Annotated in this window: 25 protein-coding genes; 7 read left to right on the top strand and 18 right to left on the bottom strand. The window is 45.3% G+C overall.

Annotation, left to right across the window (positions count from 1 at the left end; all coding sequences use genetic code 11):
- Positions 1-30: 30 nt before the first annotated feature.
- From hisC to hisB, 4 genes are all read left to right on the top strand, one after another.
- Positions 31-1,086, top strand: a complete 1,056-nt coding sequence (hisC, locus tag ACJ751_RS00125) for a histidinol-phosphate transaminase (RefSeq protein ID WP_407743331.1) — start codon at positions 31-33, stop codon at positions 1,084-1,086.
- Positions 1,087-1,150: 64 nt separating this feature from the next.
- Positions 1,151-2,437, top strand: a complete 1,287-nt coding sequence (locus tag ACJ751_RS00120) for a PQQ-dependent sugar dehydrogenase (RefSeq protein ID WP_407743330.1) — start codon at positions 1,151-1,153, stop codon at positions 2,435-2,437.
- A 28-nt stretch (positions 2,438-2,465) separates the two neighbouring features.
- A complete protein-coding gene (locus ACJ751_RS00115; protein WP_407743329.1) occupies positions 2,466-2,900 on the top strand; it encodes a c-type cytochrome in 435 nt (144 codons plus the stop codon).
- Positions 2,901-2,923: 23 nt separating this feature from the next.
- Positions 2,924-4,063, top strand: a complete 1,140-nt coding sequence (hisB, locus tag ACJ751_RS00110) for a bifunctional histidinol-phosphatase/imidazoleglycerol-phosphate dehydratase HisB (protein ID WP_407743328.1) — start codon at positions 2,924-2,926, stop codon at positions 4,061-4,063.
- Positions 4,064-4,124: 61 nt separating this feature from the next.
- On the opposite strand, the gene ACJ751_RS00105 is transcribed toward hisB, so the two are convergent.
- The 3 genes from ACJ751_RS00105 to ACJ751_RS00095 form a co-directional block, all read right to left on the bottom strand.
- Positions 4,125-4,688: a hypothetical protein gene (locus ACJ751_RS00105; protein ID WP_407743327.1), complete on the bottom strand. Its 564-nt coding sequence runs from the start codon at positions 4,686-4,688 to the stop codon at positions 4,125-4,127.
- A 62-nt stretch (positions 4,689-4,750) separates the two neighbouring features.
- Complete coding sequence (locus ACJ751_RS00100; protein WP_407743326.1) at positions 4,751-5,185, bottom strand: septal ring lytic transglycosylase RlpA family protein; 435 nt, start codon at positions 5,183-5,185, stop codon at positions 4,751-4,753.
- Positions 5,186-5,198: 13 nt separating this feature from the next.
- The gene (locus ACJ751_RS00095; RefSeq protein ID WP_407743325.1) at positions 5,199-6,896 is read right to left on the bottom strand and encodes a murein L,D-transpeptidase; all 1,698 of its coding nucleotides are present in this window, start codon (positions 6,894-6,896) and stop codon (positions 5,199-5,201) included.
- 76 nt (positions 6,897-6,972) lie between these two features.
- Between ACJ751_RS00095 and ACJ751_RS00090 the strand changes: the two genes are divergently transcribed.
- Positions 6,973-7,695, top strand: a complete 723-nt coding sequence (locus ACJ751_RS00090; protein ID WP_407743324.1) for a M15 family metallopeptidase — start codon at positions 6,973-6,975, stop codon at positions 7,693-7,695.
- Between the two features lie 222 nt (positions 7,696-7,917).
- On the opposite strand, the gene ACJ751_RS00085 is transcribed toward ACJ751_RS00090, so the two are convergent.
- From ACJ751_RS00085 to ACJ751_RS00020, 14 genes are all read right to left on the bottom strand, one after another.
- Positions 7,918-8,214, bottom strand: a complete 297-nt coding sequence (locus tag ACJ751_RS00085; protein ID WP_407743323.1) for an MTH1187 family thiamine-binding protein — start codon at positions 8,212-8,214, stop codon at positions 7,918-7,920.
- 3 nt (positions 8,215-8,217) lie between these two features.
- On the bottom strand, positions 8,218-9,240 hold the full coding sequence (locus tag ACJ751_RS00080) for a chorismate synthase (RefSeq protein WP_407743322.1): 1,023 nt from the start codon (positions 9,238-9,240) through the stop codon (positions 8,218-8,220).
- A gap of 146 nt (positions 9,241-9,386) precedes the next feature.
- Positions 9,387-10,679, bottom strand: a complete 1,293-nt coding sequence (aroA, locus tag ACJ751_RS00075; RefSeq protein ID WP_407743321.1) for a 3-phosphoshikimate 1-carboxyvinyltransferase — start codon at positions 10,677-10,679, stop codon at positions 9,387-9,389.
- 66 nt (positions 10,680-10,745) lie between these two features.
- Positions 10,746-11,765 (bottom strand): 3-dehydroquinate synthase, encoded by a 1,020-nt coding sequence (gene aroB, locus ACJ751_RS00070; RefSeq protein ID WP_407743320.1) that lies wholly within the window; start codon positions 11,763-11,765, stop codon positions 10,746-10,748.
- A 9-nt stretch (positions 11,766-11,774) separates the two neighbouring features.
- Positions 11,775-12,203, bottom strand: coding sequence for a transposase (locus tag ACJ751_RS00065; RefSeq protein ID WP_407743319.1), 429 nt, complete (start codon positions 12,201-12,203; stop codon positions 11,775-11,777).
- 140 nt (positions 12,204-12,343) lie between these two features.
- On the bottom strand, positions 12,344-13,432 hold the full coding sequence (locus ACJ751_RS00060; RefSeq protein ID WP_407743318.1) for a chorismate mutase: 1,089 nt from the start codon (positions 13,430-13,432) through the stop codon (positions 12,344-12,346).
- 110 nt (positions 13,433-13,542) lie between these two features.
- Complete coding sequence (locus tag ACJ751_RS00055; protein ID WP_407743317.1) at positions 13,543-15,234, bottom strand: DEAD/DEAH box helicase; 1,692 nt, start codon at positions 15,232-15,234, stop codon at positions 13,543-13,545.
- Between the two features lie 107 nt (positions 15,235-15,341).
- Positions 15,342-16,190 carry a prephenate dehydrogenase gene (locus ACJ751_RS00050; protein ID WP_407743316.1) on the bottom strand — a complete coding sequence of 283 codons (849 nt, stop codon included), beginning with the start codon at positions 16,188-16,190 and terminating at the stop codon, positions 15,342-15,344.
- 3 nt (positions 16,191-16,193) lie between these two features.
- On the bottom strand, positions 16,194-17,372 hold the full coding sequence (locus ACJ751_RS00045; RefSeq protein WP_407743315.1) for a pyridoxal phosphate-dependent aminotransferase: 1,179 nt from the start codon (positions 17,370-17,372) through the stop codon (positions 16,194-16,196).
- Between the two features lie 18 nt (positions 17,373-17,390).
- Entirely contained in the window at positions 17,391-18,290 is a 900-nt protein-coding gene (locus ACJ751_RS00040) for a prephenate dehydratase (protein WP_407743314.1), read from the bottom strand.
- 310 nt (positions 18,291-18,600) lie between these two features.
- Positions 18,601-19,164 (bottom strand): hypothetical protein, encoded by a 564-nt coding sequence (locus ACJ751_RS00035; RefSeq protein WP_407743313.1) that lies wholly within the window; start codon positions 19,162-19,164, stop codon positions 18,601-18,603.
- 211 nt (positions 19,165-19,375) lie between these two features.
- Positions 19,376-20,623, bottom strand: coding sequence for a T9SS type A sorting domain-containing protein (locus ACJ751_RS00030; RefSeq protein ID WP_407743312.1), 1,248 nt, complete (start codon positions 20,621-20,623; stop codon positions 19,376-19,378).
- A 256-nt stretch (positions 20,624-20,879) separates the two neighbouring features.
- Positions 20,880-21,716 (bottom strand): N-acetylmuramic acid 6-phosphate etherase, encoded by an 837-nt coding sequence (gene murQ / locus ACJ751_RS00025; RefSeq protein ID WP_407743311.1) that lies wholly within the window; start codon positions 21,714-21,716, stop codon positions 20,880-20,882.
- A gap of 49 nt (positions 21,717-21,765) precedes the next feature.
- Positions 21,766-22,614 carry an N-acetylglucosamine kinase gene (locus ACJ751_RS00020; protein ID WP_407743310.1) on the bottom strand — a complete coding sequence of 283 codons (849 nt, stop codon included), beginning with the start codon at positions 22,612-22,614 and terminating at the stop codon, positions 21,766-21,768.
- A gap of 399 nt (positions 22,615-23,013) precedes the next feature.
- On the opposite strand from ACJ751_RS00020, the gene ACJ751_RS00015 reads away from it, so the two are divergent.
- Positions 23,014-24,600, top strand: a complete 1,587-nt coding sequence (locus ACJ751_RS00015) for a S41 family peptidase (RefSeq protein WP_407743309.1) — start codon at positions 23,014-23,016, stop codon at positions 24,598-24,600.
- Between the two features lie 138 nt (positions 24,601-24,738).
- Here the strand turns inward: ACJ751_RS00015 and ACJ751_RS00010 are convergent, their stop codons facing one another.
- The gene (locus tag ACJ751_RS00010) at positions 24,739-25,086 is read right to left on the bottom strand and encodes a DUF6249 domain-containing protein (protein ID WP_407743308.1); all 348 of its coding nucleotides are present in this window, start codon (positions 25,084-25,086) and stop codon (positions 24,739-24,741) included.
- A gap of 174 nt (positions 25,087-25,260) precedes the next feature.
- Here ACJ751_RS00010 and ACJ751_RS00005 point away from each other — a divergent pair, with 174 nt between their 5' ends.
- Entirely contained in the window at positions 25,261-25,896 is a 636-nt protein-coding gene (locus ACJ751_RS00005) for an RNA polymerase sigma factor (protein WP_407743307.1), read from the top strand.
- Positions 25,897-26,078: the final 182 nt, after the last annotated feature.

Raw genomic sequence — 26,078 nt, 5'->3', positions numbered from 1 at the left:
CCGGGACCGTTTCACGATAATATTAACATTATGACTTTCGACCTAAATAATCTACTAAGAGAAAATATAAAAAAGCTGGTGCCCTATTCTTCTGCACGGGATGAATTTAAAGGCGAGGCCAGTACCTTTCTCGACGCTAATGAAAACAGTTTCGGATCGCCGCTTACCAAATGGTATAACCGGTATCCCGATCCGTTGCAGATAAAAGTAAAAGAAAAATTATCCTCCATAAAGGGTGTTCCCGTTGAGAACATTTTCCTGGGCAATGGCAGTGACGAATGCATTGACGTACTGATGCGCGCCTTTTGCGAACCCGGAAAAGATAATATCCTTATTTGTCCGCCCACGTATGGCATGTACCAGGTAAGCGCGAACATCAATGACGTGGATATAAAGAAGGCGCCGCTTACACCTGCCTTTCAGTTAAATCTGCCGGCTATTGAAGAGGCCATCGACGACAATACCAAGATCATCTTTTTATGTTCGCCCAATAACCCAACCGGCAACTCATTAGACCGCGATGACATAGAGGTTATTTTAAATAATTACTCCGGCATTGTAGTGATAGATGAAGCTTATATTAACTTTTCCCGGTTCCGCTCCTTTACCCAGGAATTGGCCGACTATCCCAACCTGGTGATCCTGCAAACCCTGTCAAAAGCCTGGGGACTGGCCGCCCTGCGCGTGGGTATGGCATTTGCATCAGAGGAGATCATTCATGTGATGAATAAGATCAAGCCACCTTATAATATCAACCAGGCTTCGCAGGAGCTGACCCTGCAGGCGCTGGAAGAAGTGGGTCAGGTGAATGATATGATCAAGGAAATTGTTGCCCAGCGCGATCTGCTGGCCAAAGACCTGTTAACAATCCCTTCGGTTCAAAAGATATACCCTTCAGATGCCAACTTTTTGCTGGTACAGGTAACAAATCCTAAAGCCATATACAACTATTTGCTGGAAAAAGGCATCGTTGTACGCGACCGCAGCAGTGTAGAGCTGTGCGCGGGTTGTTTACGTATTACGGTGGGTACGCCTTCGGAAAACGTTTCCGTAGTTAATGCCATGAAAAACTGGAAACCAGCCTGATAATAGGTTGCTAAATCAGTAATTTTAGAACCCGCTTTACAAAAAGCGCTTTAAATACTCCATTATGAAAAAAATCTTGTTCCTGGCATGTACAGTAGTTTTTGCAGCTGCTGCATTTGGCAGTGATTCTACCAGGGTGAAATCATCTTCTACAGGCACTGTTAAAAGAGACGAAGCGCCTATTACCTTACCCCAGGGTTTTAAATCTGTTGTAGTAACCTCCGGACTGGGAAAAGCCCGGCACCTGACCGTTGCTGCAAATGGTGATATTTTCGTTAAGCTCGAAAAGTTAAAAGACGGCAAAGGCATTTTAAAACTCCACGATGCCAATGGCGATGGCAAAGCTGATGAAATAACCGGCTTTGGCAATTATACCGGTACAGGTATAGCCATCAAGAACGGCTATCTGTATGCCTCAAACGATAACGATGTGTTTCGTTACAAGATCGACGAAAAGACCGGCAAGGTTGACACAGCTTCTGAACAAAAGATAGTAACCGGCCTGTTGGCGCAAAACCAGCACAATACCAAATCACTGACCCTGGATAACGACGGCAACATTTATGTGAACATCGGCGCACCCACCAACTGCTGCCAGGTGCAGGACCGCGTAAAAGGTTCACCCGGACAAGACCCCTGCCCCATTCTTGAAAAAGCAGGCGGTATCTGGCAGTTCAAAGCCGATAAGCTCAACCAATCATACGCAGAAGGCGTACGCTATGCTACCGGTTTGCGCAACGTAATGGGCCTTGACTGGAATACAGAAGTAAATCAACTGTATTGTATGCAACATGGCCGCGATCAGTTGTTCCAGTTCTTCCCTGAACTGTTCAATCAAAAACAAGGTGCAGAAAATCCGGCTGAAGAAATGTTCCGCCTGACCAAAGGCGCAGATTGCGGCTGGCCTTATTGCTATTATGACAACGATAAACAACAAAAACTGCTGTGTCCTGAATATGGCGGCGATCGTAAAAAAGTTGATCGTTGTGCAGATAAAACAAAATCAATAGTTCAGTTCCCTGGTCACTTAGCGCCCAACGCTTTATTATTCTATACCGGCAATCAATTCCCTGCCAAATACAAGAACGGCGCGTTTGTCGCATTCCATGGTTCCTGGAACCGTGCCCCCGAACCACAAGCTGGTTTCTTTGTAGTGTTTGTGCCTTTCAAGGATGGCATGCCTTCCGGCAAATGGGAAGTATTTGCTGACGGCTTTTCCCAACTTCCAAAAGATGCTACAACCGGAAGAGCGAAATACCGCCCCACTGGTCTGGCACAAGGCCCCGATGGTTCCTTATATGTTTCTGATGACAACAATGGTACTATCTGGAAAGTGAGCTACAGCAAATAATTAAAACTTAAAAAGAACTTAGTTAATCATGCATATAAAAAAAGTAATGCTTGCCCTGTTGGTATTGGTTATCGCTTCTGCATTCGTAGCGCAGCAAACAAAACCACAACCAGGTGGTTTAAAAGCCGCTTTAACGCGTGGTAAAGCAGTGTACGAAGCTACCTGCCTGGCCTGTCATCAACCCGATGGTTTAGGTGTACAGAACATGAACCCGCCATTGGCAAAAACCAAATGGGTGTTAGGCGATAAAAAGGCGTTGATCAAGATCGTGCTGAAAGGCTTGCAGGGTGGTGAAATTGATATCGACGGCGATAAATTCCACAATCCCATGCCGCCGCAGGAATCTACTTTATCAGATCAGGAAATTGCAGATGTATTGACTTACATTCGCAACAACTTTGGCAACAAAGCCAGCCTGGTGGCAGTTGGTGAAGTAAAAGCCATGCGGGCCAGGCTGAAATAATAGTGAACTTTTAAAATATTGTTTTGAAACGCATTCTATTCATCGATCGCGACGGCACCTTAATAAACGAAGCGCCCCCTACTTATCAGTTAGATAGTTTTGATAAACTGACCTTTTACCCGCACATGTTCGAATACATGGGCCGCATAGCCCGCGAGATGGACTATGAACTGGTAATGGTCACCAACCAGGACGGCCTGGGTACTAATGCGTTTCCGGAAGATACCTTCTGGCCCCTGCACAACCTGGTTATGAAAAGCCTCGAAGGCGAAGGCATTCATTTCAGCGCCGTACATATTGACCGGTCTTTTCCTCATGACAATGCGCCCACGCGTAAACCGGGTACAGGCATGCTTACGCAATACCTGAATAATGAGGAGTACGACATCGCTAATTCATATGTTATCGGCGATCGCATCACCGATGTACAGCTGGCTAAAAACCTGGGCTGTAAAGCCATTTGGTTGAACCAGGACCCCAACCTGGGCGCCGGTGAAATCCAGGATAAAATAGCGGAACTGCGTCCCGTTATTGCATTGGAAAGCACACACTGGAGCACTATTTACGAATACCTGAAGCTGGGCCTGCGCCGCGTGATCCACGAACGCAATACCAACGAAACGCAGATAAAAATAGAACTGAATGTAGATGGCAGGGGCAAGGGCGCTATTTATACCGGTCTTGGTTTTTTTGATCATATGCTCGATCAGATCGCCCGTCATGGTAAAATGGACCTTACCATTCGTGCTAACGGTGACCTGCACATCGATGAACACCATACCATAGAAGATACCGGTATTGCATTGGGCGAAGCATTTGCCCAGGCGCTGGCCGATAAACGCGGTATGGAACGTTATGGATTTGCTTTACCTATGGATGAAGCGGATGCCAAAGTGCTCATTGATTTTGGCGGTCGTAACTGGATCGTTTGGAATGCGGAATTTAAAAGAGAACGCATTGGTGAAATGCCAACAGAAATGTTCTTTCACTTTTTTAAATCGTTCTCCGATGCAGCCCGTTGCAATCTGAACATCGAATGCCACGGTGATAATGAACATCATAAAATAGAAGCCATCTTTAAAGCATTTGCAAAAGCGATAAGGATGGCGGTGAAGAGAGATCCGCTTAGCAACTATCTTCCTTCTACTAAAGGGGTTCTTTAGTTATTGGGTTCGTAGGTTATTAGGTTTACGAACTTAATAACCTACGAACTTTCCCTTTGGATCACTCAGGCAACACAGAACGTTTTTCATTCTTCCTTCTCCCAATTACCCCAGCTATACCTAAACTATAATAGAAATGTTCACTCACAGTTTCGGTCACTGCTATGCGGTATTGAGCATTGAACATAAAATAGGCTTCATTAAATAAATTCACCTGAAAGCCGGTACCGGTGGGAATAAAGGCGCCCCAATAGCTTTTGAATTTCGAGATCCCCGTACCAATTTCCCAAAAGGGGCTTATCCAGTAGCGATTTGAAAACAGCTTTCCTTTCAGGGACACATCGCCTTCCAGCAACAGGTTATCCTGCCCCAGCGTAGCGCCATCCTTTTTTTTATAATCTAAAAAGCTGCCGGTTAATGCAGAAGTGAAATCAAAATGCCTGTTCAACCCGCTGATATAGTTCAACGCCAGTCCGGGCGACATATCCTTTAACTTACCAGATTTTTGAAAATCATTGAAGAAGAAGTAAATACCTAACGTAGGCCGTTGTACATAGTCATCCTGGCTAAAAGCAGGCACCAGTAATGGCAGGATGGCCAGCAGAAATCCCACGTTTTTTTTCATAACCGGTTTGGTTTGGAGAACCGTACCGGACAAAAATAACAGGTGGCTGCAAACTGGAGAAATTAATTATTACCAGCGATCTCTTCATCGTCGGGTTTGTTCTTACCCAGGTACTCGATCTTCACTTTCGTTAATCCATGGCCGGTATAACCCAGGGCAAGGGCAGCGGCCTTGCTCATATCAATAAGCCGGGGATTCGATGGGTGCATGCGGTCGTTGACCTTGACCATCACACTTTTCTTATTTCTGAGGTTGGTAACTTTTATCCAGCAATTGAGCGGGAGGGTATTGCAGGCGGCGGTAAGCTTTTTCTGGGTGAATACCACATCGGTGCAGGTACGTTGACCTTCAAATTTATCGGCATAGAAACTGGCCACACCAAATTGAGTTACAGGCACATTTCGTTGTTTATTCAATGCAATGCTGTCAATCTTCATCTGCGCTTTTGACGCAAAAAAAGAGAACATCAGGGCTATTACAACCAATACATTCTTCATAGTCTTAGAGTTTTTAAAGGGTCTTACTATCAAAATACCGTTGGCATAAGGTCCTGTCTTCCCCGTACACATCGTTATAAAACCTAATACCTCCGTTCTTCTCCTCACAGGTAAAATACCTGATAAAAATGGGCACTCTGGTAAAACCGGTCACATAATGCTTTTCCCTTCTGCCTATCCAGCTCCGCAGGGTATCGGGCGGAAAACGGAGGGTGTCATTTCTAACCAAAAAATCGGCCAATTTCATGAAATCCTTAATTCTTACACAACCATGACTCAATGCGCGGTTCTCTTTCGAGAAAAGCCAGCGGGCATTGGTATCGTGCAAATAAACGTCGTACTTATTGGCGAAATTGAACTTCAACACACCCAATGAGTTATCGTCACCCTGCCGTTGCTTTATCAGGAAAGGGAAGTAATTTTTGTTATATTTTCCCCAATTCAGGCTATCCGGGTTCAGCACGTTATCATTGTTGTCGACCACCATCAGATTCTGTTTATTCAAATACCCCGATGGGTTGGCCTTGATCCTGGGTAACATTTCCTTGAAAATGATACTGTAAGGAACCGTCCATTGCGGGTACGTGATAAAATTCACCACATTAGAAGTCAGCAATGGCGTTCTTGTTTTTGGCTGCCCTACTATAACGTTCGATTCCATCACAATCATATCCGAATCCATGATCTTCATACTATATGCCGGGATGTTCACCCAGATATAAGTAGTTGGCATTGAATCGGGTAATAATTTATACCTATCGAGCGTAATGGCAATTTTCTTAAATTTTTCCCAGTTGTTGTTATTCAGACTGCCTGCCGTGCCGGAATTCAACTTCCCTGTCTCAGGTAAACCCTTGTCACGCTGGTACTTACCTATCACCAACTTCATAGAAGTAGTGTCCATGTAATCATAGGGCGAATTGAGCAGTCCTTCTTCAAACAGCCTTAGTTTCAGATTGTTAATGTAATCCGCAGAAGTTTGGGCCGGATAAGGAATATACGTATAGCGTTTCAGGGTATCTATGGATTGCAGGAAGTTCTTCAACCCGTATTTCAAGGAATCATACCCAGTATGTTTAGGCTCCAGCGAATGCATTAAAACGGCTACATCTTTTGATTGCCAAAGGGTATCGAACAAGTTGAGGTAGCCAGTCACGTTCAGGGTGTCTTTCCGCAGGGTAACGCTGTCGAAGGGCAGACGGCCCTGGTGCAGATCGGCGCACATTCTGAAAAAGGCATCGGTCAGCAACAATTCGCCCCGCGACCATAAGGCGGCATCCTTTTGCGCCAGGGTATCCTGGGTGGTTTGAGCGCGAATGTTCTTTAATACACTATAGTGATAATCAGAAGGGAATAAGCCTAATTCGGTAGCATGGCCAATAAAATCAACCAGGGAGTCGCTCAATGGCAGCCATTTATCCTGACTGCTCCAAACCGGTTCAAAGCTTCTTTTCTGATAAATATCGTTGACGAGGGAATCCTTTGTCAGGTGCATGGAATCGTTCAGTACGCCATTGCTGGCCAAAATAAACTCGAGCGCGGTTTGAAGGTTTCGCTCAATGCTGACATTCAATTCTTTGGGTTGTTCAACAATGTCTTTGGCTTTGGGGGCGGGGGGTTTAGCCGTTCTACCACGTCCATGGCAGGCTGCTAAAAAAAGCGCTACAATTATTATGCTCCAATGCAGGCCTGAGGTAATACCTTTTTTCATGTTAATTGATCCTGGTTATCCGGTATAAAAGTTTAGTATCTTTTCACTTTCCTAACCTGCCTTTAAACCGGCCACAATGTTATACAAAATAGTGCTTAAGCGTGGTATTTACCTAATGCTGCTTTCGATTTTTTTCCACGTGACCGCCTGCCTGGCGCAAACAACAAGTGTTAGTAAATATGGGGTGCCGGTTATTAACAAATTAGCTGACTATCAATTAACTGTAAGCAATGATTCTGCCAAAAAAATGGTGGAATTGCTAAAACTAATACCCAATATTGTATATGATCTGCGGTATGCCACCACCAATAATTTTACCCATTTACAACTATACGTTCCGGCTACTCACCACACCTTTCTGCGGTTACCTGCCGCCCGGGCGCTGGCGGCGGTTCAAAAAGAATTGAATGCCCGGGGATATGGCCTCAAGATATTTGATGCCTACCGGCCTTACGATGTTACGGTAAAATTCTGGGAATTAATTAAGGATGAACGGTATGTGGCTAACCCGACAAAAGGGTCCGGACATAATCGTGGACTGGCGGTTGATCTTACCATCGTTGAGTTAAAAAGCCATCGGGAGCTGGATATGGGCACCGGCTTCGATAATTTCAGCGATACGGCCCATCAGGATTTTACTGCTTTACCAATCAACGTACAGGAACATCGCAAGCTGTTAACGGCTGTAATGGAGAAACACGGATTTACTAAACTTGATACAGAGTGGTGGCATTTCTTTTGGAACAATGACCGGGGATATGAAGTATTGGATATTCCGTTTAATGAGTTGCTTAAGTGATAAGCATCGGCAGTCGTGAATCGGCCATGCTGAATCGTGAAACGGCAAACGTGAAACGTGAAATGACTCGCGATAGGGCAAAATTCCTCACTCTTTTTATCACCGCCCCTTTATCAACACTATCAACTTCATCAACTCTATCAACCTTTTCCTTCTTACCGAAAACGCCTCACTTTAATCCCTTGTTAACTCGTCAACTGGTTAACTGGTCAACTGATCAACTTACCTAAATTTCTCAGTTTTTTCATCCCCGGTAACATCTCCCCCACTCCTAACTTGAATTTGAAGATTAGAGATCCACTCAGCACAACCCTTTTGGTATAGGAATTCATTCACCTGGTGAATCACTTTCATCACATCATCGTAGGTACCCTCTAAGATAGTCGCAAAGGGCGTTACTTCATGTTTGATGCCGGATTGTTGAATGATGGCAATGGCATCATCGACCCACAAGTAAGGATGTTTATCCTGTACGATGGGCATTATTTGAATAGAAGCGTTTATCGTATACTGATGCATTGACTACTGGTTTGATTCGGGAATGGTGGGCGGGACCAGTCTGTATAATTTTTGTTCCATCAACATCAGATCAACCAGTACCATGGCGGTTACTGCTTCCAGCACCACCGGCACACGCAAGGCAATACACAGGTCGTGACGGCCTTTTACAGAAAATGTATCCACTTCCCCGGTTTTCCAGTTCAGTGTATCCTGTTCTTTTGGAGTAGAAGCGGTTGGTTTTATGGCGATGCGGAATACCAGTTCATTGCCATTGGTAATGCCACCCACTATACCACCGGCATGGTTGGTGCGGGTAATACCGTTTGAATCTATAATAGCATCATTGTGTTCCAGTCCAAACATGCGGGCCGCAGCAAAACCAGTCCCGAATTCAATACCGCGAACCGCAGGGATCGCAAATACGGCATGACTGATCAATGATTCTACTGAATCGAAAAATGGCTCACCCAGTCGCATGGGCACTTTAGCACGGCATTCAACAATACCACCGATGGAGTCTTTGGCATCGATAGCCTTTTGTAATCCTTTCTCCAGGTCCTTTTCACCACCTATCTCCAGGATATTAGCGGCAACAGTGATATTCTCATATTGCAGTAATTTTTTGGCAATTACACCTACCGCTACGAGACATACGGTTAACCGGCCGCTGAAATGTCCACCACCCCGATAATCTTCATAGCCGCCAAATTTGTCGTGGGCTACAAAATCGGCATGGCTGGGACGAGGAAAATCGCGCAACTTTTCATAATCGCCTGAACGCGTATTCTTGTTCTCAAAAATGATAGTGATGGGAGCGCCGGTTGTTTTATTGTTGAACAATCCGCTTTTAAAAATAGGCAGATCGTCTTCTTTACGGGGTGTGGTGCCTTTTTGGGTTCCACCTTTACGACGCTCGATATCTACCAGGAAATCTTCAACGGTTAATGGCAACCCCGCAGGGCAACCATCAATATTCACGCCCACACTTTCTCCATGCGATTCACCAAATATGGTCACTTTGAATATGCGTCCGAAGCTGTTCATGTATTGTCTATATTGAAAATATCGTTACGATTAATGCAATTGTGGCTTTGACTTGCCGCCCGGCAAACGGCAAACGTGAAATAGCTCGCGAGAGTTGAAATTAATCACGACCTTGCATCGCCGGCATTTTCTCTGCCTTCTGCCTTTTAAGCTTTCTGCTTTGAGCTATCTTCTTTCCTCACCTGAGCTCCTAATTGCTCAATATGCTCATAAAAATCAGGATACGATTTATTGATCGCCTGTGCTTCGCTGATAACGGTTTCGCCGCTTGCTTTTAAAGCTGCTACGGCGCAAGCCATAGCAATGCGGTGATCGTGGTGCGAATGCACGGCCGCGCCTTTTAATCCATTGCCTCCTTTTATCAGCATCAGGTTATCCTGCAGTTCTATTTCAACACCCATTTTACCAAACTCTTCCTGCAGCGTGAGCGCCCGGTTGCTTTCTTTATGAGTAAGCCGGGTTACGCCTTCTATGACTGTAGTGCCTTTGCAATAAGCAGCCAATGCCACTAATGGTGGAAACAGATCTGGACATTCAGTTGCATCGAATTGGAAAGCTTTTAAAGCAGCAGGTCCAATTTCGATCTGTTCTGACTGAATAGACATTTTGGCGCCACAAGCCTGTAAGGCCTGCAATACCGCTCGATCGGCCTGGGTTGATTGTACATCCAATCCTTTGACAACAATGTCACCGGCAATTGCGCCAGTCACGAGCAAAAAGGCAGCGCCACTCCAGTCGCCTTCTACCGTATAAGTTATAGTTGAAGCTGATGGTTTGGTAGTTCCGGTAAAATGGAACTGTTCATAATTCCGGTTCTCTACTTCCCAGCCAAACTGCTTCATTACCGTTAAGGTAAGATCGATGTAGGGTTTGCTTTTCAGATTGTCAACCGTAATGGTAACATCCTTTGCGTTGGAAGCTGCATAACCAAACAATAAGCCGGTCAGGAATTGCGAGCTCAACGACCCATCGATCGTAATATTTTTTGGTTGCAGGGGACCTCTCACCTGCAAGGGTAATTTGCCTTCTTTTGAAATGATCTCCACACCTAGTTGCGGCAATACTTCATCAAAGAAATCCATGGGGCGGGTTACCAGGCTGCCTTCCCCGTTGATGGTAATGCGCTTATTGCTTAAGGAAATGATGGGAGTGAACATGCGAATGCCCAATCCACTCTCGCCACAATTCACGGCATCACAATCGGGGCTTACACCACCGCCGGTGATCTGTAAAGAACCGTCGCTTAGTTGCTGCACCACAGCGCCCATGTCCTGAATAACACCCAGGGCCGATTTATCGTCGTTTGAATGACCAGGATTGCGAATAATAGTGATTCCTTTGAAGAGTAAGGACGCGGCACAACCCCGTTGCATATAGCTTTTGGAAGCCGGCGCCTGGATGGAACCTTTTATTTCTGATGGTTGAATCGTTACTACCATAGTTGATAAGTTGACGAGTTGCAAGGGTGGGCCATCCGCCAGCTGGCGGATGACTCACCCTGTTAACTAAAGTTCATTAACAATCTTCTCTAACTGTGTCATCGGAATAGCCTTAACTACACCCCTACCTATTTTTTCCAGCAACACATAATTCATATCTTTTTGCTCGCGCTTTTTATCCATCTTCAACACCTCAAATGCTTTGGGTTTATCGAAATTGGCCAGCGTGGGCAATCCATATTGGTCAAGCACTTCGATCACGCGCTCACTGTCTTTAAATTTCACCAGCTTTTCCGAGATCTGGCAGGCAGCTGTCATGCCAATACTGATGGCCTGACCATGACTGAGCTCATACATATTTTCAATAGCATGTCCCAGGGTATGGCCAAAGTTCAGCAGGCGACGTTCGCCTTTTTCAAACTCATCGGCCTGTACTACAGTTGATTTTATCTCTGCATTGCGGCGAATGAGTTTGGCCAATGCCGGTTTATTTTTCTGGTAATAAGTGAGTTTGTTCTTTTCGAGCTCTTTGAACAACGGCAGGTCTTTTATACAACCATGCTTGATGATCTCTGCAAAGCCATTTATCCATTCCTGTTTAGGCAGCGATTTTAAAAAGCTATAGTCATATAATAAAAACTGCGGCTGGCGAATAGTGCCTACCAGGTTTTTATAAATGCCTACATCGATGCCGTTCTTTCCACCAATAGAAGCATCTACCATGGCCAGGATGGAGGTGGGCACAAAACCACATTTTATGCCTCGCATGTACACCGCAGCTACATAACCGGTAATGTCGGTAACAACGCCACCGCCAATACCTATGAGCCAGGTGCTGCGATCGGCTTTGAATTCTATCAGTTGTTCAATGATAGAATCAACCGTGGCCTGCACTTTATATTCTTCACCCGGCTTCAGGGTAATACAGTTCCAACCCTTGAGCTTTCTTTTATGAGCCTGAAAAACATGTTCATCAGTGACCAGCACCGCGTGCTCCCGACCGACCATTTTTTCCAGTTGGGAAAAGTCGGCATCGAAGTAATAATTCACGGTGGCGGATGAAAACCGGTAACTTTTTGTTTGCATACAAGCTAATCAAATCTGAATTTTCTGAAACACTTCCAGCTCACTGTCCAGCGTCTTCGTTTTATGATGTTCTTCCTGTTTTTCAAGATACTCCAACACCTGTTTTATTCCACTGGGACTCACACTCAAAGCAGCGAACCCTTCTTCCCACTCAAAATGGCTCTTGATGAAGTTGCCTTCATTGATCCAGGCTTCGGAATCGGTACGGATGCTTTTCATGATCTGCGCCAGGTTTTGCGTTGGCATCATTTGCACCACGGCATGCATATGGTCATCCGTGCCGTTCACCGACAGTACGTTGATCCCATTTTCTGTAGCATGCTTTTTTATGTGGGCAAATAAAACAGTACGAACAGGCTTGGTCAACAAAGGCTCTTTGTTCTTTATACAAGTGATTACATGAATGAACAAATACACTTTGCTGGTTGGGCTATTCATTGAAGTCTTTTTTTGCAGATTCCCGAATCGCAAATGGTCAATCGCCAATGGTCAATGGAGCTCTCAATTTTAAGTTTCCCGATTAATCCGAAATCTCTGAATTGGCGAGTTATTCACCATTCACCATTGACCATTCACCCTTACGAGTTCATGATCTTATTCTGGTGGTTAATGCTCTCCATGTGTACAGCATCAAAATATTTGGTGATAAACTCTTTGCTGAGGTTCAGCTTTTCACCTTTTTGAAATGCTCTTTCCAGGATCTCGTTCCAACGGTTGGTTTGCAGAATGGTGATGTTGTTGTTCTTTTTGTACTCACCAATTTTTTCTGCCACTTTCATCCGCTGACCCAGGATCTGCATCAGTTCATCATCGAGGTGATTGATCTGCTGACGCAATTTTTCTAATGCGGCGTGATATTCTTCGGAGTTTACATCTTCTCTGCGCCATTGGATCGAACTGATCATTTCGCCCAGTTTTTCTGGTGTGATCTGTTGCTTGGCATCGCTCCATGCTTTATCAGGATCGATATGGCTTTCGATGATCAAACCGTCCATATCCAGGTCAATAGCCTTTTGAGCTACATCGAGCAGGATATCGCGGCGACCGCTAATATGTGAAGGATCGTTGATCATTAATAACTCCGGATTGCGGCGTTTCATTTCGATAGCCAGGTGCCACATGGGCGCATTCCGGTATTCTGTATTACCATAAGAACTAAATCCGCGATGGATCAAACCTATTTGTTTAATACCTGCTTTGGCTACACGCTCAACAGCGCCAGTCCACAATTCCAGATCAGGATTGATAGGGTTTTTGATCAACACGGGTACATCAACACCACGTAAAGCATCTGCTACTTCCTGTACGCTGAAAGGGTTCACCGTTGTACGGGCGCCAATCCATAATACATCCACTTCAAAGGTCAACGCATCTTCTACCTGTTTTGCAGTAGCTACTTCTACTGTTACGGGTAAACCGGTGATCTTTTTAGCCTGTTGCATCCAGGGTAAGCCTTTGGTTCCAATACCTTCAAAACTACCAGGACGGGTACGTGGTTTCCAGATACCGGCACGCAGCATATCTACCTTTCCGGTTTTTGCCAAACGGGTAGCGGTTTCCAGCACCTGCTCTTCTGTTTCGGCACTGCAAGGTCCACTGATAATGATCGGGCGCTTCTTCCATATCTGTTGCACGGTCTCTCTCATGGTTGTCGATGTTTGTTCCATATTATGTTAATTTGAAAATTAGCAAATTTGAAAATGTGAAAATGGGTTGCCGGTCTTCCGGAGGCTCGCCGCTTTGGTATTTTCAAATTTGCTCATTCTCAAATTTTTATTTACCTGCGGCTATCAGCCTCATTCATCCTGATCCGTCGGCCCTTGTAATTTTTACCATCAATAGACCGGATCATCTGACTCGCAACGCGTTTGTCAATTTCGATCCAGCTATTCATTTCTTTCATATCTATTCTACCGAGCACCTCTTTTTGCAGTTCGCTCATATCTAAAATGAACTGCAGGAAACTGGCTTTATAAAAACCATCTTTTGTACCCAGGTTCACAAATAACTTGGTATAGTCACCACCACCACCGCCGCCGAATTTCCGTGCTCTGGTATCGGTGAATTGTCTTCTGTCACCACCACCACCATCTTTCCGCACCATTATGCGTTCGCCACTTGTGCGTTCACCACGACGTTGTTCACGTACGTTCAGGTCTTCGGCGTTCTCATAATATTTCAAAAAGCGGTCGAACTCCAGCGCTGCTACGCGTTTCAGGATCTCTTCCTTGCTCATTTCGGCGAACTTCTCTTCAAGCATGGGCACATACGCTTCGTAATCGCCCTGGTTCACCTCCAACTGCAACAGTTTATCCATAAAGTGATAGAACTGTTTGCGGCAAACATCTTTGCCTGTGGGGATCTCGAGTTTGTGGAAAGGCACCTGTACAATGGTTTGTATCTGCCGCATTTTTCCCAGCTCGCGCACATGCACGATAGACATACATACCCCGGTTTTACCGGCCCGGCCGGTTCTGCCGCTTCTATGGGTGTACACTTCCACATCATCGGGTAACTCGTAGTTGATAACGTGGGTGATACCCTGTACGTCGATACCGCGGGCGGCCACATCCGTTGCTATTAAGAGCTGTAAGGTCTTTTCACGAAAATCGCCCATCACCTTATCGCGTTGCTGCTGCGTTAAATCGCCATGCAGCGCATCAATGTCGTATCCTTCGCGGGTTAACTTTTCGGCAATATCCTGGGCATCGGCTTTTGTACGCGTAAAAATGATGCCGTAAATGCCCGGGTTAAAATCAATCAACCGTTTCAGGGCTTCGTACCGGTGCTGGGCACTGGTAATGTAGTACTGGTGGTCGATGTTCTTGTTGGCAGAATTCATTTTACCCACTGTCACTTCAATCGGGTCCTTCATATACCGTTTGCTTACCCGGCGAATTTCGGGTGGCATGGTAGCGCTGAACAACCAGGTGGCTTCACGTTTGGGGGTGTTCTTCAAAATGAATTCAATATCATCCTGGAAGCCCATGTTCAACATTTCATCGGCTTCATCCAGAATAACGTAATGGATCTGTTCCAGGTCAATTGCCTTGCGTTCTATTAAATCGATCAACCGGCCTGGTGTGGCTACAACGATCTGTACACCTCTTCTCAGCTCGCGGATCTGCTGGCCTATTGGGGCGCCGCCGTATACCGCCGCCACAAACATACCGGGTATAAACTTTTTGAACCCTTCTACTTCGTTCACGATCTGCATGCACAATTCCCTTGTTGGACAAACCACTAATGCCTGGGGATGTTTCAACTGCTCATTCACCAAATGCAACAGGGGTAGCCCAAATGCAGCCGTTTTACCTGTACCCGTTTGTGCCAAACCCACCAGGTCTTTTGTTCCGCTCAGTAAAACAGGAATAGCCTGCTCCTGTATCGGGGTGGGATTAACATATCCTAAAGCATTGGTAGCCTGTATCAGCCGTTCATCTAAACCCAATGCATCAAATGTAATCATAGTCAGAAAATTTGGCGCAAAGGTACTGTTATTATGGCCGTTGACCTAATTAATCCTTATCAAAGAACAAATGTCCGCCCACCGGACTTTTTAACGATTATTTTTACTTATTTCAGTATCCTTTTTATCTTATTCGCCTGCTCGATAAGCTCTAATAAATAGTCATAATTTTCCTTTTCCAAACAGGCTTTGAACTTGCGCAACTGGCTTATGTGTTCGTTCAATACATCCAGCACATGCTCGCGGTTTTGTTTGAAAATAGGCACCCACATCGCGGGGTTACTTTTTGCCAGCCGCACCGTACTTTCAAAACCACCACCGGCCAGGTCAAAAATGGTACCTTCTTCTTTCTCCTTTTCCAGTACCGTATTGGCCAGGGCAAAGGAGGTGATGTGGGAAATATGGCTGATGTAGGCCGTATGCATATCGTGGCTGTCAGCATCCATGTATACCAGGTGCATGCCTAACTGACGATACACTTCTTCAATGGCTGCAACCGCCGCTGGGTCACTTTTTTCCTTTTCACAGATCACACAGCTGCGGCCGGCAAAGGCATTGCGAACCGCAGCTTCGGGACCGCTGTACTCCGTTCCCCACATTGGGTGGGTGGCTACAAACCGGTGGCGCATGGGATGGTTGGCCAGCGCCGCACACAAGGCATGTTTGGTACTGCCGGCATCGGCCACAATTTGTTTATCGGTTATCATATCCATCACCTGTTGCATTACGCCGATGGTAGCGTCAACCGGTATGGCTACGTAAATAAGATCAGCCTGCTTTACCGCTTCTTCCAATGGCAATGCTTCGTCTATTAAACCCAGCTCTATGGCTTTTTGGGCGCTTGATTCCGTACGGCTTACCCCGATCACTTTTTTAACCAGTGCCCGCTCTTTTAAAGCCAGGCTAAAGGAACCGCCGATTAAGCCTACCCCAACTATGGTAACGGTGTTGAACATGGTTTAGTTAACTTTTAATGCTGGTTTAAATGCTTTTATCCGTTGAATGCTTTCTGCAAATCTTTCTTCTGTACTGCACAGGCTTACCCGTATATACCCATCGCCGGCTTTACCAAAAATGCCGCCGGGTGTTATGAATACCCCGGTATTGTACAATACTTCATCGCTCAGTTCGTAACCGGTTTTATAAGCAGATGGGATCTTTGCCCATACAAACATGCCTGCCTGGTTTTTATCATACACACATTGCAACAGATCGAGCAGCTCAAATACTTTTTCCCGACGCTTTTTGTAAATAGCATTCACTTCATCGTACCAGCTTTTGGGCAATTGTAACGCTTTGGCGGCCGCTAATTGCGCCGGCAGGAACATGCCGCTGTCCATATTGCTTTTGAACCGCAACACTTCGTCAATGCGATCTTTGGCGCCTATCAGGGTCCCTACCCGCCAGCCGGCCATATTGTGCGATTTACTCAATGAGTTCAGTTCAATAGCCACCTCTTTGGCGCCCGGCACATGCATTAAGCTCGCCGGTTTATCATTGAGGATGAAACTATAAGGGTTATCATGACAAATAAGAATATTATGCTTCTTTCCAAACGCCACGATCTTTTCGAACAGACTGGCCGAAGGCAGCTGTCCTGTAGGCATTTGGGGATAGTTGATCCACATTAGCTTATAGGTACCGCCGGCAGTCACCAGTTTATCCAACGCCTCAAAATCGGGTTCCCAGTTATTGGCTTCGGTTAAATCATAATCTACACATTCGCCACCTGCTAATTTCACGGCGCTTCTATAGGTTGGATAGCCCGGGTTGGGCACCAGTACTTTATCACCGGCATTCAGGTAGGTCATGCAAATGTGCATGATGCCTTCCTTGCTTCCCAACAGGGGTAATATTTCTGTATCAGGGTTCAATTCAACATCATACCATTGCTTATACCAGTCGCTGATGGCTTTGCGTAATGCAGGTGAGCCTTTATAACTTTGATAAGCATGCACATTGGGTTTGGCGCTTTCTTCCTGCAGGGTCTTTATCACATCGGCATGCGGCGGCAGGTCGGGACTGCCAATGCCAAGGTTGATAACGTTCTTACCCTGTTTGTTCAACTCATCTATCTCCCGCAACTTTTGCGAAAAATAATATTCGCCAATACCTTCTAATCTTTTTGATGTTTGCATGTCGTTAGTGTGAGAGGATTAATTGTTTGTTTTACCGTTTTTATACACGCCATATATTCTCAAATCCTGGGTAACTGGTTTTATGCTATCGATCACTGCATTGAACTGGTCAAGGGTATCAAATTCCATATCTGCATAAAAGCTGTATTGAAAGTCGGTACCGGGTATGGGTGAGCTTTGCAGCTTGCTTAAATTAATGCCTGCATCTGCAATGCGGCTAAGCACCCGGGCCAAACTGCCGCGTGAGTGATCGGTATGAAAATTCACGGAGGCTTTATTGGCATCGGCTACTGGTTGTGCTACGTCTGGTGGCACCAGCACCAGGAACCGGGTATAATTATTTTTTAAAGTATGAATGTTGGGGGCAATTACTTCGAGGTTGAAGAGGTCGGCGGCGAGTTTGCTGGCAATGGCGGCTATGTGTTTACTGCGATGCTGCTGAACATGTTTAGCGCTTAGTGCCGTGTCCTCCGTTTCTACCAGCTTCCAGTTGTATTTGTCGAGGTACTCGAGGCACTGCTGAATGGCCATGTGGTGGGAGTGCACTTCGCGGATATCCTCTAACTGCACTCCGGGGTTAACTAACAGTTGTTGTTTTATGGGCAGGTAAACTTCGCCGATGATTTGCAGGGAACTCTTTTGCAGCAGGTTGTAATTGGGAAGAATGCTGCCGGCGATGGAGTTTTCGATAGCCATTAAACCACCGTTGCTTTCTTTTTTGTTACTGGCAATTTTTACTACATCGCGAAAAGTGGCGCAGGGTATCACTTCTACATTTTTTCCGAAGAATTGCCGGGCTGCTACCTGGTGAAAACTGCCTTCATATCCCTGGATAGAAACCTTGATTCCCGTACCCTGCAAGTCATTACTTCCTGGCGTTGCATCGGTGCTCTCCTGTTGTTGTTTTCGGTCGACCATAATTGCGGTGGTTTAAAAAAGACATAAAAAAAGTCCCGGCTTTTTGCCGGGACTCTTTATGTTGATTTTTTTCTTTATTCTTATTTTGTTGTCAACAAAAGCATTCCCGGCCTACTGGTAAAGTAGAAGCTAAAATAAAAGTAAAAGAAACGGTATGCCTTTGTGATAATCATTAGGTCAAAAGTAATAACTAATTACTTATAGACAAACTTTTTTCGAACAAATTTACTGCGCCCAACCTGCCCTTTCGCACCTAAAACCTTTACCAGTGTGGGTTTTCAACGATTTAAAAACCCGGTTTCCAACTAGACTATTCCAATCTTTTCCGTATTTGCTCATCAATTTTCTTAAACAGGTGGAAGGGTTTATAAGTTCGCCAGTTGGGCAGGTCCATCAGTTCGAGGTAGCGGTTAAGCTTGGCCCTTTTGAAATCGTACTGCGTTTGCTCGGGCATGTTCAGCACAACGATCCAGCCATCCTCATCCGTTACTTCTTCAAACCATTCCTGGTAATAGTCCTTATCGCCGCTGTGAAAGTTCAATACGTTCTCGGCAACGAAGATGAACTTGGTAATGCCTTCATAAAAGAATACATCGATCACTTCCCGCTTCAATTCCATAATGTCGTTCTCGATGGCATCATTCCACTCACCTATCAATTCAATGATCGCATACTTCTCTTCGTAGTCGGCCAGTAATACTTTCAGGTACATGGTGCGGGAACCGAAATCGTCCCACTGCGGATGTATCAGGTAATTATAAATAGCTTGTGTAAATGTAAATTCAGAATACACCCTTCCGAAGAACGGAGATCGCTCATCCTGCTCACTGGTATAAATGTGACGCCAATTATAAAATGGTTCTATTTCATGCATAAATTAAATCAATTGGCAATTGACAATGGGCAATTAACAAAACCTTCCAAAGCACAAACAACCCTACAATTCTTATGCCTTCTCATTGGTCATGAGCGAAGTAGAAGGGTTGCCTATTGTCTATTGCTTAATGCTCCAGTATCCTAAAAAAAAAGAAGGCTGTAGCAATTTACAGCCTTCGCAATGCGGTTTCCAAATATTTTTTATTGTATTATTCAATAAGCAGCTTGTCGGTAAATACCGTTTTTTTACTATTGCTTAACACTTTTATCATATAAGGTCCTTTGGCCAAACCAGTATTGAACAAAACAGGTATACCCTGGATTCCGTTCACTACGGCAATTTGTTGTAACAATATTTTACCATTTAGGTCAAGCAACTGTATGGTATACCGGCCGGATTCCTTACCATTGAAATTTACACTCACCTGGTTGGTAGCAACGGGGTTTGGATATAAGGCAATATTCCCATTGCGTACAATGTCCCGGCTGTTTAATAATGGTACAGTTGGCTTTTCATTCGGGAAAGCCAGGTTGCCATTGGCCAGGTCACTGGCATTGAACACGGTGCCATTGATGCTGATGCGGCTGGCATTCCAGGAATGCATATCCACTTTATAATAACCTTCAGCAGTATTGGCGCTGCTTACAATTAAATTGCCTTCATTATCAACCACGGCGCCGTTGGTAGAGTAAGTGGCAGGCAGACCTTGTATTTCGGCAACCCAGACGGCCACTTTGTTTTGCAGGTTGACTTTATACACGTGGTGGTAGGCTGAAATCACATACAGGTTGCCGGCTGCATCCGCAATCATATCTCCACCCCAGCCTGTTGTTTTTGCGTGTACCGACTTTTCGCCATTGGAGGCATCATCGTGCAACGCACCCAGGTCCGTAATAACGGGTTTGCGGCCGGTAGTAAAACGCATCAGGTGATTGGCATCGTTGCTTAATGCATAGCCATCGCCATCTGCGCCAATAACCATCCGTGTTACATTATTGGCTTCATTGGCTGCATCGGTAACCTGCATAAACGGTTCATTATCGAAGTAAAATATTTTGGGCGTCTTTTCATCCAGGTCAATATAACGCAGCTGGTTCATGAAAAGGGGCGCATAGTATAAGCGGTTATGCCGTTGGTCGTAGGCACAGGCGGCAGCTAAAGAAGCCACCGGCGTGGTAGCATTGGTGGTTACCGTAACACCATTTTGTATAACGGGCTTTAATGCTGCCCCTGTCCGGGCATTATATACCGTGAAGTTGGTTTGTTTGCTGTCGAAGATGGAACGGGTAACCGTACCGGTTGTTAAGTCGATCTGTTTAACATCAGTCCAGTTAAAGTTTCCTTTCTCTGAGCTGGTTATAGCAAAAGCTATTGTTGGTTTTTGTTGAGCGGAAACCTGTACAGTCACCATTAGCATACAGGCTGCAAAAGAAGTGTGTAAAGATCTGTACCTCATAAGTATTAAGTTTAATGATATGTACCTAAAAGTTACAGCTTTTTACGGAGGTAGCAAGGGGGAGTTGATAAGTTGATCAGTTAACCAGTTGATCAGTTGACGAGTTAACATGTTAACACGTTGATAGCGTTGAAAGAGTTGATACAGTTGACAAGTTAATACAATATAAAAGCCCAACCGGTAACCGAGATGGGCTTTTTGCTATATGCTATTTAGTTAGTTATCGCTTTGCCTACTCAGCCTACTGCCTCCTCTTTCATCTCTGCCCTCTGTCTGATTCCAGCGAATCTACCGCTTTTTTTACGCTGCCATATTTCAGCAACAGTTCGCGGGCTTTATCGTAGCTGTTGATGCCTGTTTTTTCCATTACCATTTTGGTGCCCCGGTCAACCAGCTTGCTATTGGTCAATTGCATGTTCACCATTTTATTATCCTCTACACGGCCTATCTGGATCATTACGGCGGTAGAGATCATATTCAGCACCAGCTTTTGCGCGGTACCGCTTTTCATGCGGGTGCTGCCGGTAACAAATTCGGGTCCTACCACTACTTCAACGGGCAGTTCGGCTGCATCGGCCAGGGGAGATCCGGCATTGCAGGTAATACAACCAGTAATAATACCTTTTTTACGGGCTTCGGTAAGTGCACCGATCACGTAAGGGGTGGTGCCACTGGCGGCAATGCCTATCACTACGTCCTTTTCATCGATGGCGTGTTTCATCAAATCGGCCCAGCCCTGTTCCCAGCTGTCTTCAGCCTGTTCTACCGGGCGTTGAATGGCTACATCGCCGCCGGCAATGATGCCGATCACCAGTCCTTGCGGCAACCCATAAGTGGGGGGAATTTCGCTGGCATCCAGGATACCCAGGCGGCCACTGGTTCCGGCGCCAATATAAAAGAGACGGCCACCAGCCAGCATTTTATCTGAAATAGCAGTCACCAGTTTCTCTATTTGAGGGATAGCTCTCTCTACTGCGACTGGCACCTTTTTATCCTCATTGTTCATGTTGATGAGTAACTCATTAATACTCATTTGCTCCAGATGCCGGTAATCGCTCGACTGCTCTGTGATCCTGGTAAATTCTGCTGACATATTTCTGTTGTTCAATGTTTTATTCGGGTTGGGCATAAGGTTGTTTTCATTATTGCACATGGTACCGGATCAGGCCTTCCATAGCGCCTTTGAGGATCTTTCCCTGGTCAAATTCGTAGGAATGGCACAGATCGCTGATTATATCATGAAACGCAAAAGCCACGCCGCCTACAAAATGGATGGGGTTTTTCCAGCTTTCAGAGAGCTTGCACAGATGGGTAAAAAAGAAATCATTCAACCCGTCTTCAATGATGTTTTCGACCATGTAATGCCCCCTGTTCTCCGACAAAAACAGGCAAAAAGTAGCCATGTACCTGTTTGCCAGGGGCTTCCGGTATACATTCTCTAATATCTCAACGGGAGTTGTATTATATCTTGTTTCAAACTTGTAACGCAGCTCTTCATCGAACGTATTGTACAAATAATACTGAAGTACTTTTTTTCCCAGGTAGGCGCCGCTTCCTTCATCGCCCAGAATATACCCAATGCCCGGGGCCTGCTTGGCAATGGTATTACCATCATAATAAACGGCAAAAGAACCCGTGCCCAGGTTACAGGCCAGGCCTTCCTTATGGCCGTTCAGCGCCCTGGCGGCCGCCAGCATATCATCACTTACCTCTATCGTTCCCGCCTTTTCAAAAACAGTGGCCAGTGATTTCCTGACCATTTCTACATTAACCGGATTACGCATACCGGTTCCGTAATAATGTATTTCCTCAATAGCGGCCGATTTTGGCAATTGAGGCAGCAATTCCTGCTGCAATAAAGCCACCGTTTTTTCTTCATTAAAAAAGTACGGACTTATACCCTGGGTAAAAACCGTTTTGGTGCTTTCTTTCGATTCTGCCAGAAACCATTCACATTTAGTGGCCCCACTATCTGCCAGCAGTATTGCCATATTTATATCCGTTTAGTCGTATAATTCCAACCCCTTGCTACACGTTTGTTTACACATATAGCCATCCCGCGAAGGTAAGACGCATAGCTGAAACAACCATGCCGTAAAGACCTCATATACCTTGCATAAAAACGCAACAAGGCCTCGTTTACAGCCCCCAGCCCTACCCCTCATTTGTTTGAAGTGCCGCTTTTATGCGGCCTGTAACCATTCAAAACAAAAAAGCGTTACTTGCAAATTAATTATGAACTTCGCCCAAAATTTTCAGATTTCTATCCCTTGCGGTGCTGTTTCTTTGCTGCTCCGGCAAATTCACTCACAGCCCCAGGTGGGAATTAGGGGTCGAAAAAAGGGATTAACTATTCCCCGGCCTTATTAAAACAAACTATACAATTTCAGATGAAAAGACTTCAAGTATGGATGCCTCTGTTATTTTCTGTAGTATTGATCGCGGGCATGTTCATAGGTTCGGCATTAAGGCAGAATGTCCCCAGTTCGCGGGGCATTTTTAACAGTGGCAAACGTTCGGTATTGCAGGAAGTGATGGACCTGGTTAACCTGAAATATGTTGATAAAGTAAATACCGATACCCTTACCGAAGATGCCATACAGGCAATGCTGGCTCACCTCGACCCCCATTCAGTTTTTATTCCTGCCTCTAACGTGGAAGAAATAAACGAAGACCTTCAGGGGAACTTTGAAGGCATAGGGGTTGAATTCTTCATTATAGACGACACCGTACATGTTACGAACGTTCTCTCCGATGGCCCCAGCGACAAGGCCGGCTTACAGGTTGGCGATAAATTTCTGAAAGTGGGTGACTCAACAGTTACCGGCAAATCCATTACCGGCGATAAAATAAAGAATTTTTTACGGGGCGCGGGCGGCAGCAAGGTACAGGTTACCATTTTGCGTAATGGCAAACAGGTATCAACAGCCATTACCCGTGGCACTATACCCTTGTACTCAGTAGACGCCTCTTATCTGATCGACTCCACTACCGGCTATATACATCTGAATAAATTCGCAGGCACCACCTACGAAGAATTTATGAAAGCCATGGAAACCCTGGAAGCAAAGGGCATGAAAAAACTCATCTTCGACCTGCGGGGTAATGGCGGCGGTATTTTAACCGAAGCCACCGACATCGTTGATGAATTCCTCGACGATGAGCGCCTGATCGTATATACCCAGGGCAATAGATCGGAGAAAATGGAATACCACTGTAAACGCCCGGGTTTGTTTGAAAAAGGCAAACTGGTGTTGCTGGTTGATGAAAGCTCGGCTTCGGCCAGTGAAGTGGTTGCAGGCGCCCTGCAGGACTGGGACCGCGCTACAATTATCGGCCGCCGTACATTTGGTAAGGGCCTGGTACAGGAACAATATGACCTCACCGACGGTTCTGCATTGCGTTTAACCGTTGCCCGTTATTATACCCCCCTTGGCCGTAACATTCAAAAGCCTTATAACAAAGGCCGCGAAGCTTATAATGAAGAACTGGCCCAACGATATATGAATGGTGAGCTGGTGAATGGCGATACCGTTACCCAACACACCGGACCGGCCTTTAAAACCAGGAAGGGCAGAACTGTGTATGGCGGCGGCGGTATTACCCCCGATGTGTTTATTCCTTTCGATACCGCCACCTTCTCTAGCAATGTATATGTGCTGTTCGACAACCAATTGTTCAGCAAATTCATTTATATCTATTATCAGCAGAATAAAGCCTACTTCGATCAGTTTAAGAGCCCCGCGGACTTTGCCCGTCGTTATAACGACACGCGCACGGCCTGGAATAGCCTGGTAGCATATGCCGGCAAAAGTTCAGTAAATGTTCAAAACGTTCCTGACCGCGATAAAGTAGAAGTAGAAAAACGCATCAAAACCTGGCTGGCCCGCCAGATCTGGCGCATGGAAGGTTATTATGAGGTGAGTAATTCAGATGATACAGCGATTACGAGAGCGATGGAGGAAATGAAGAAGTAAGTTGACCAGTTAACCAGTTGATAAGTTGACCAGTAAGTTGATAAAGTTGACGGGGTTGACAAGTTCACACGTTGAAAAGTTAACAAGTTAATACATAATAAAAGCCCACTCCGGTAACAGGAATGGGCTTTTTAGTTTCTATTGACGATCAAGCAATTCCTTTTTCTCAATCCGATAAGATGCGATCAACCCACAACCTCCTCCCATAGCAATAAAGGCAAACCACAAAGCAGGGTTATCATAATCATGTAGCATATATGTAATAATATACGATAACGCCAACCCGGCACCGGCGCCAAACAACAGCAATCCCCATTTCAAATTGGTATAGGGTGCAGGCCGGTTTATCTTGTCTTTGGGGTTCATACCTTTTTCAAGCATCGCCAGGTTTTCGCGACTCATTAAATACCTGATGCCAAAGATCAGGATCAACAATCCTAATGAGGATATCATTAACCAGATTATTGCAAGTACTCCTTTATCCATAGTTTTTATTTTTTAAGTTCTACACAACTATGACTACAGCTGCTGATGGCTGGTTACAGCGCCCGGACACTTTTTTCATAAATGAACACAGAAAGTATCAAAACCGGACACAACAGTTCTATTCTTTCTAAATAAACAACTGATAATCAAAGAGCCCGATTTCCGGCATATTGCATGCCTACTGACTGTAACCTGAACATCACTTACATCGTCATATTCATACTAATGCAAACCGGACCGGTTGATAATGAGATCATAAACAGCGTACTGCAAGGCGAACAGGCACAGTATGCCCAATTGGTAAAACGATACCAGAATTTCGTTTTTACCATTGTAATGCGTTATACGGCTAACCGGGAAGATGCGGAAGAAATAGCCCAGGATGTATTTGTAAAAGCCTATCGCAGCCTGGCCGATTTCAGGGGCGAGTCAAAATTCAGTACCTGGTTGTATACTATTGTCACCACCACCTGCATCACTTTTTTACGTAAGAAAAAAGTAGTCATCCACTCGCTGGATACCGAGCAGGTATTTGACCTGGCCGACAATCAGAATTCAGCTTTTAAGGCGAACCAGGTAGAACAAAAATCGAAAGTGCAGGTGATTAATGAAGCATTGCGATTATTGAGCATCGATGACGCCCGCATTATTACTTTGTTTTACCAGGCCGAACAAAGCCTGGAAGAAATTGGTCGCATTCTGGGTGTTGAGCCCAATACCGCCAAAGTAAAACTGCACCGGGCGCGGCAACGGTTGAAAGAAAAAATGGAGAAACACTTTAGTGAGGTAGTTGTAGAGTTGAAAAGTTGACCGGTTTGTTAATCTTTAAAAGTAAAACAATGAGCAAGCAACAAAATATAGAAGATCGTTTGTGGGAGTACCTCGATGGCGCAGGCAGCGCTGAAGATCGCTTGTTTATTGAACAACTCATTGCTTCCAACACGGAATGGAAAGCCAAATATCAGGAATTGCTGGAGCTGCAGGACCTGCTG

Origin of the sequence: Niastella sp. (assembly GCF_045805085.1) — a bacterium.
In the GTDB taxonomy this organism is placed as follows: Bacteria; Bacteroidota; Bacteroidia; order Chitinophagales; family Chitinophagaceae; genus Niastella.
This window is presented reverse-complemented; position numbering and strand designations above follow the sequence as displayed.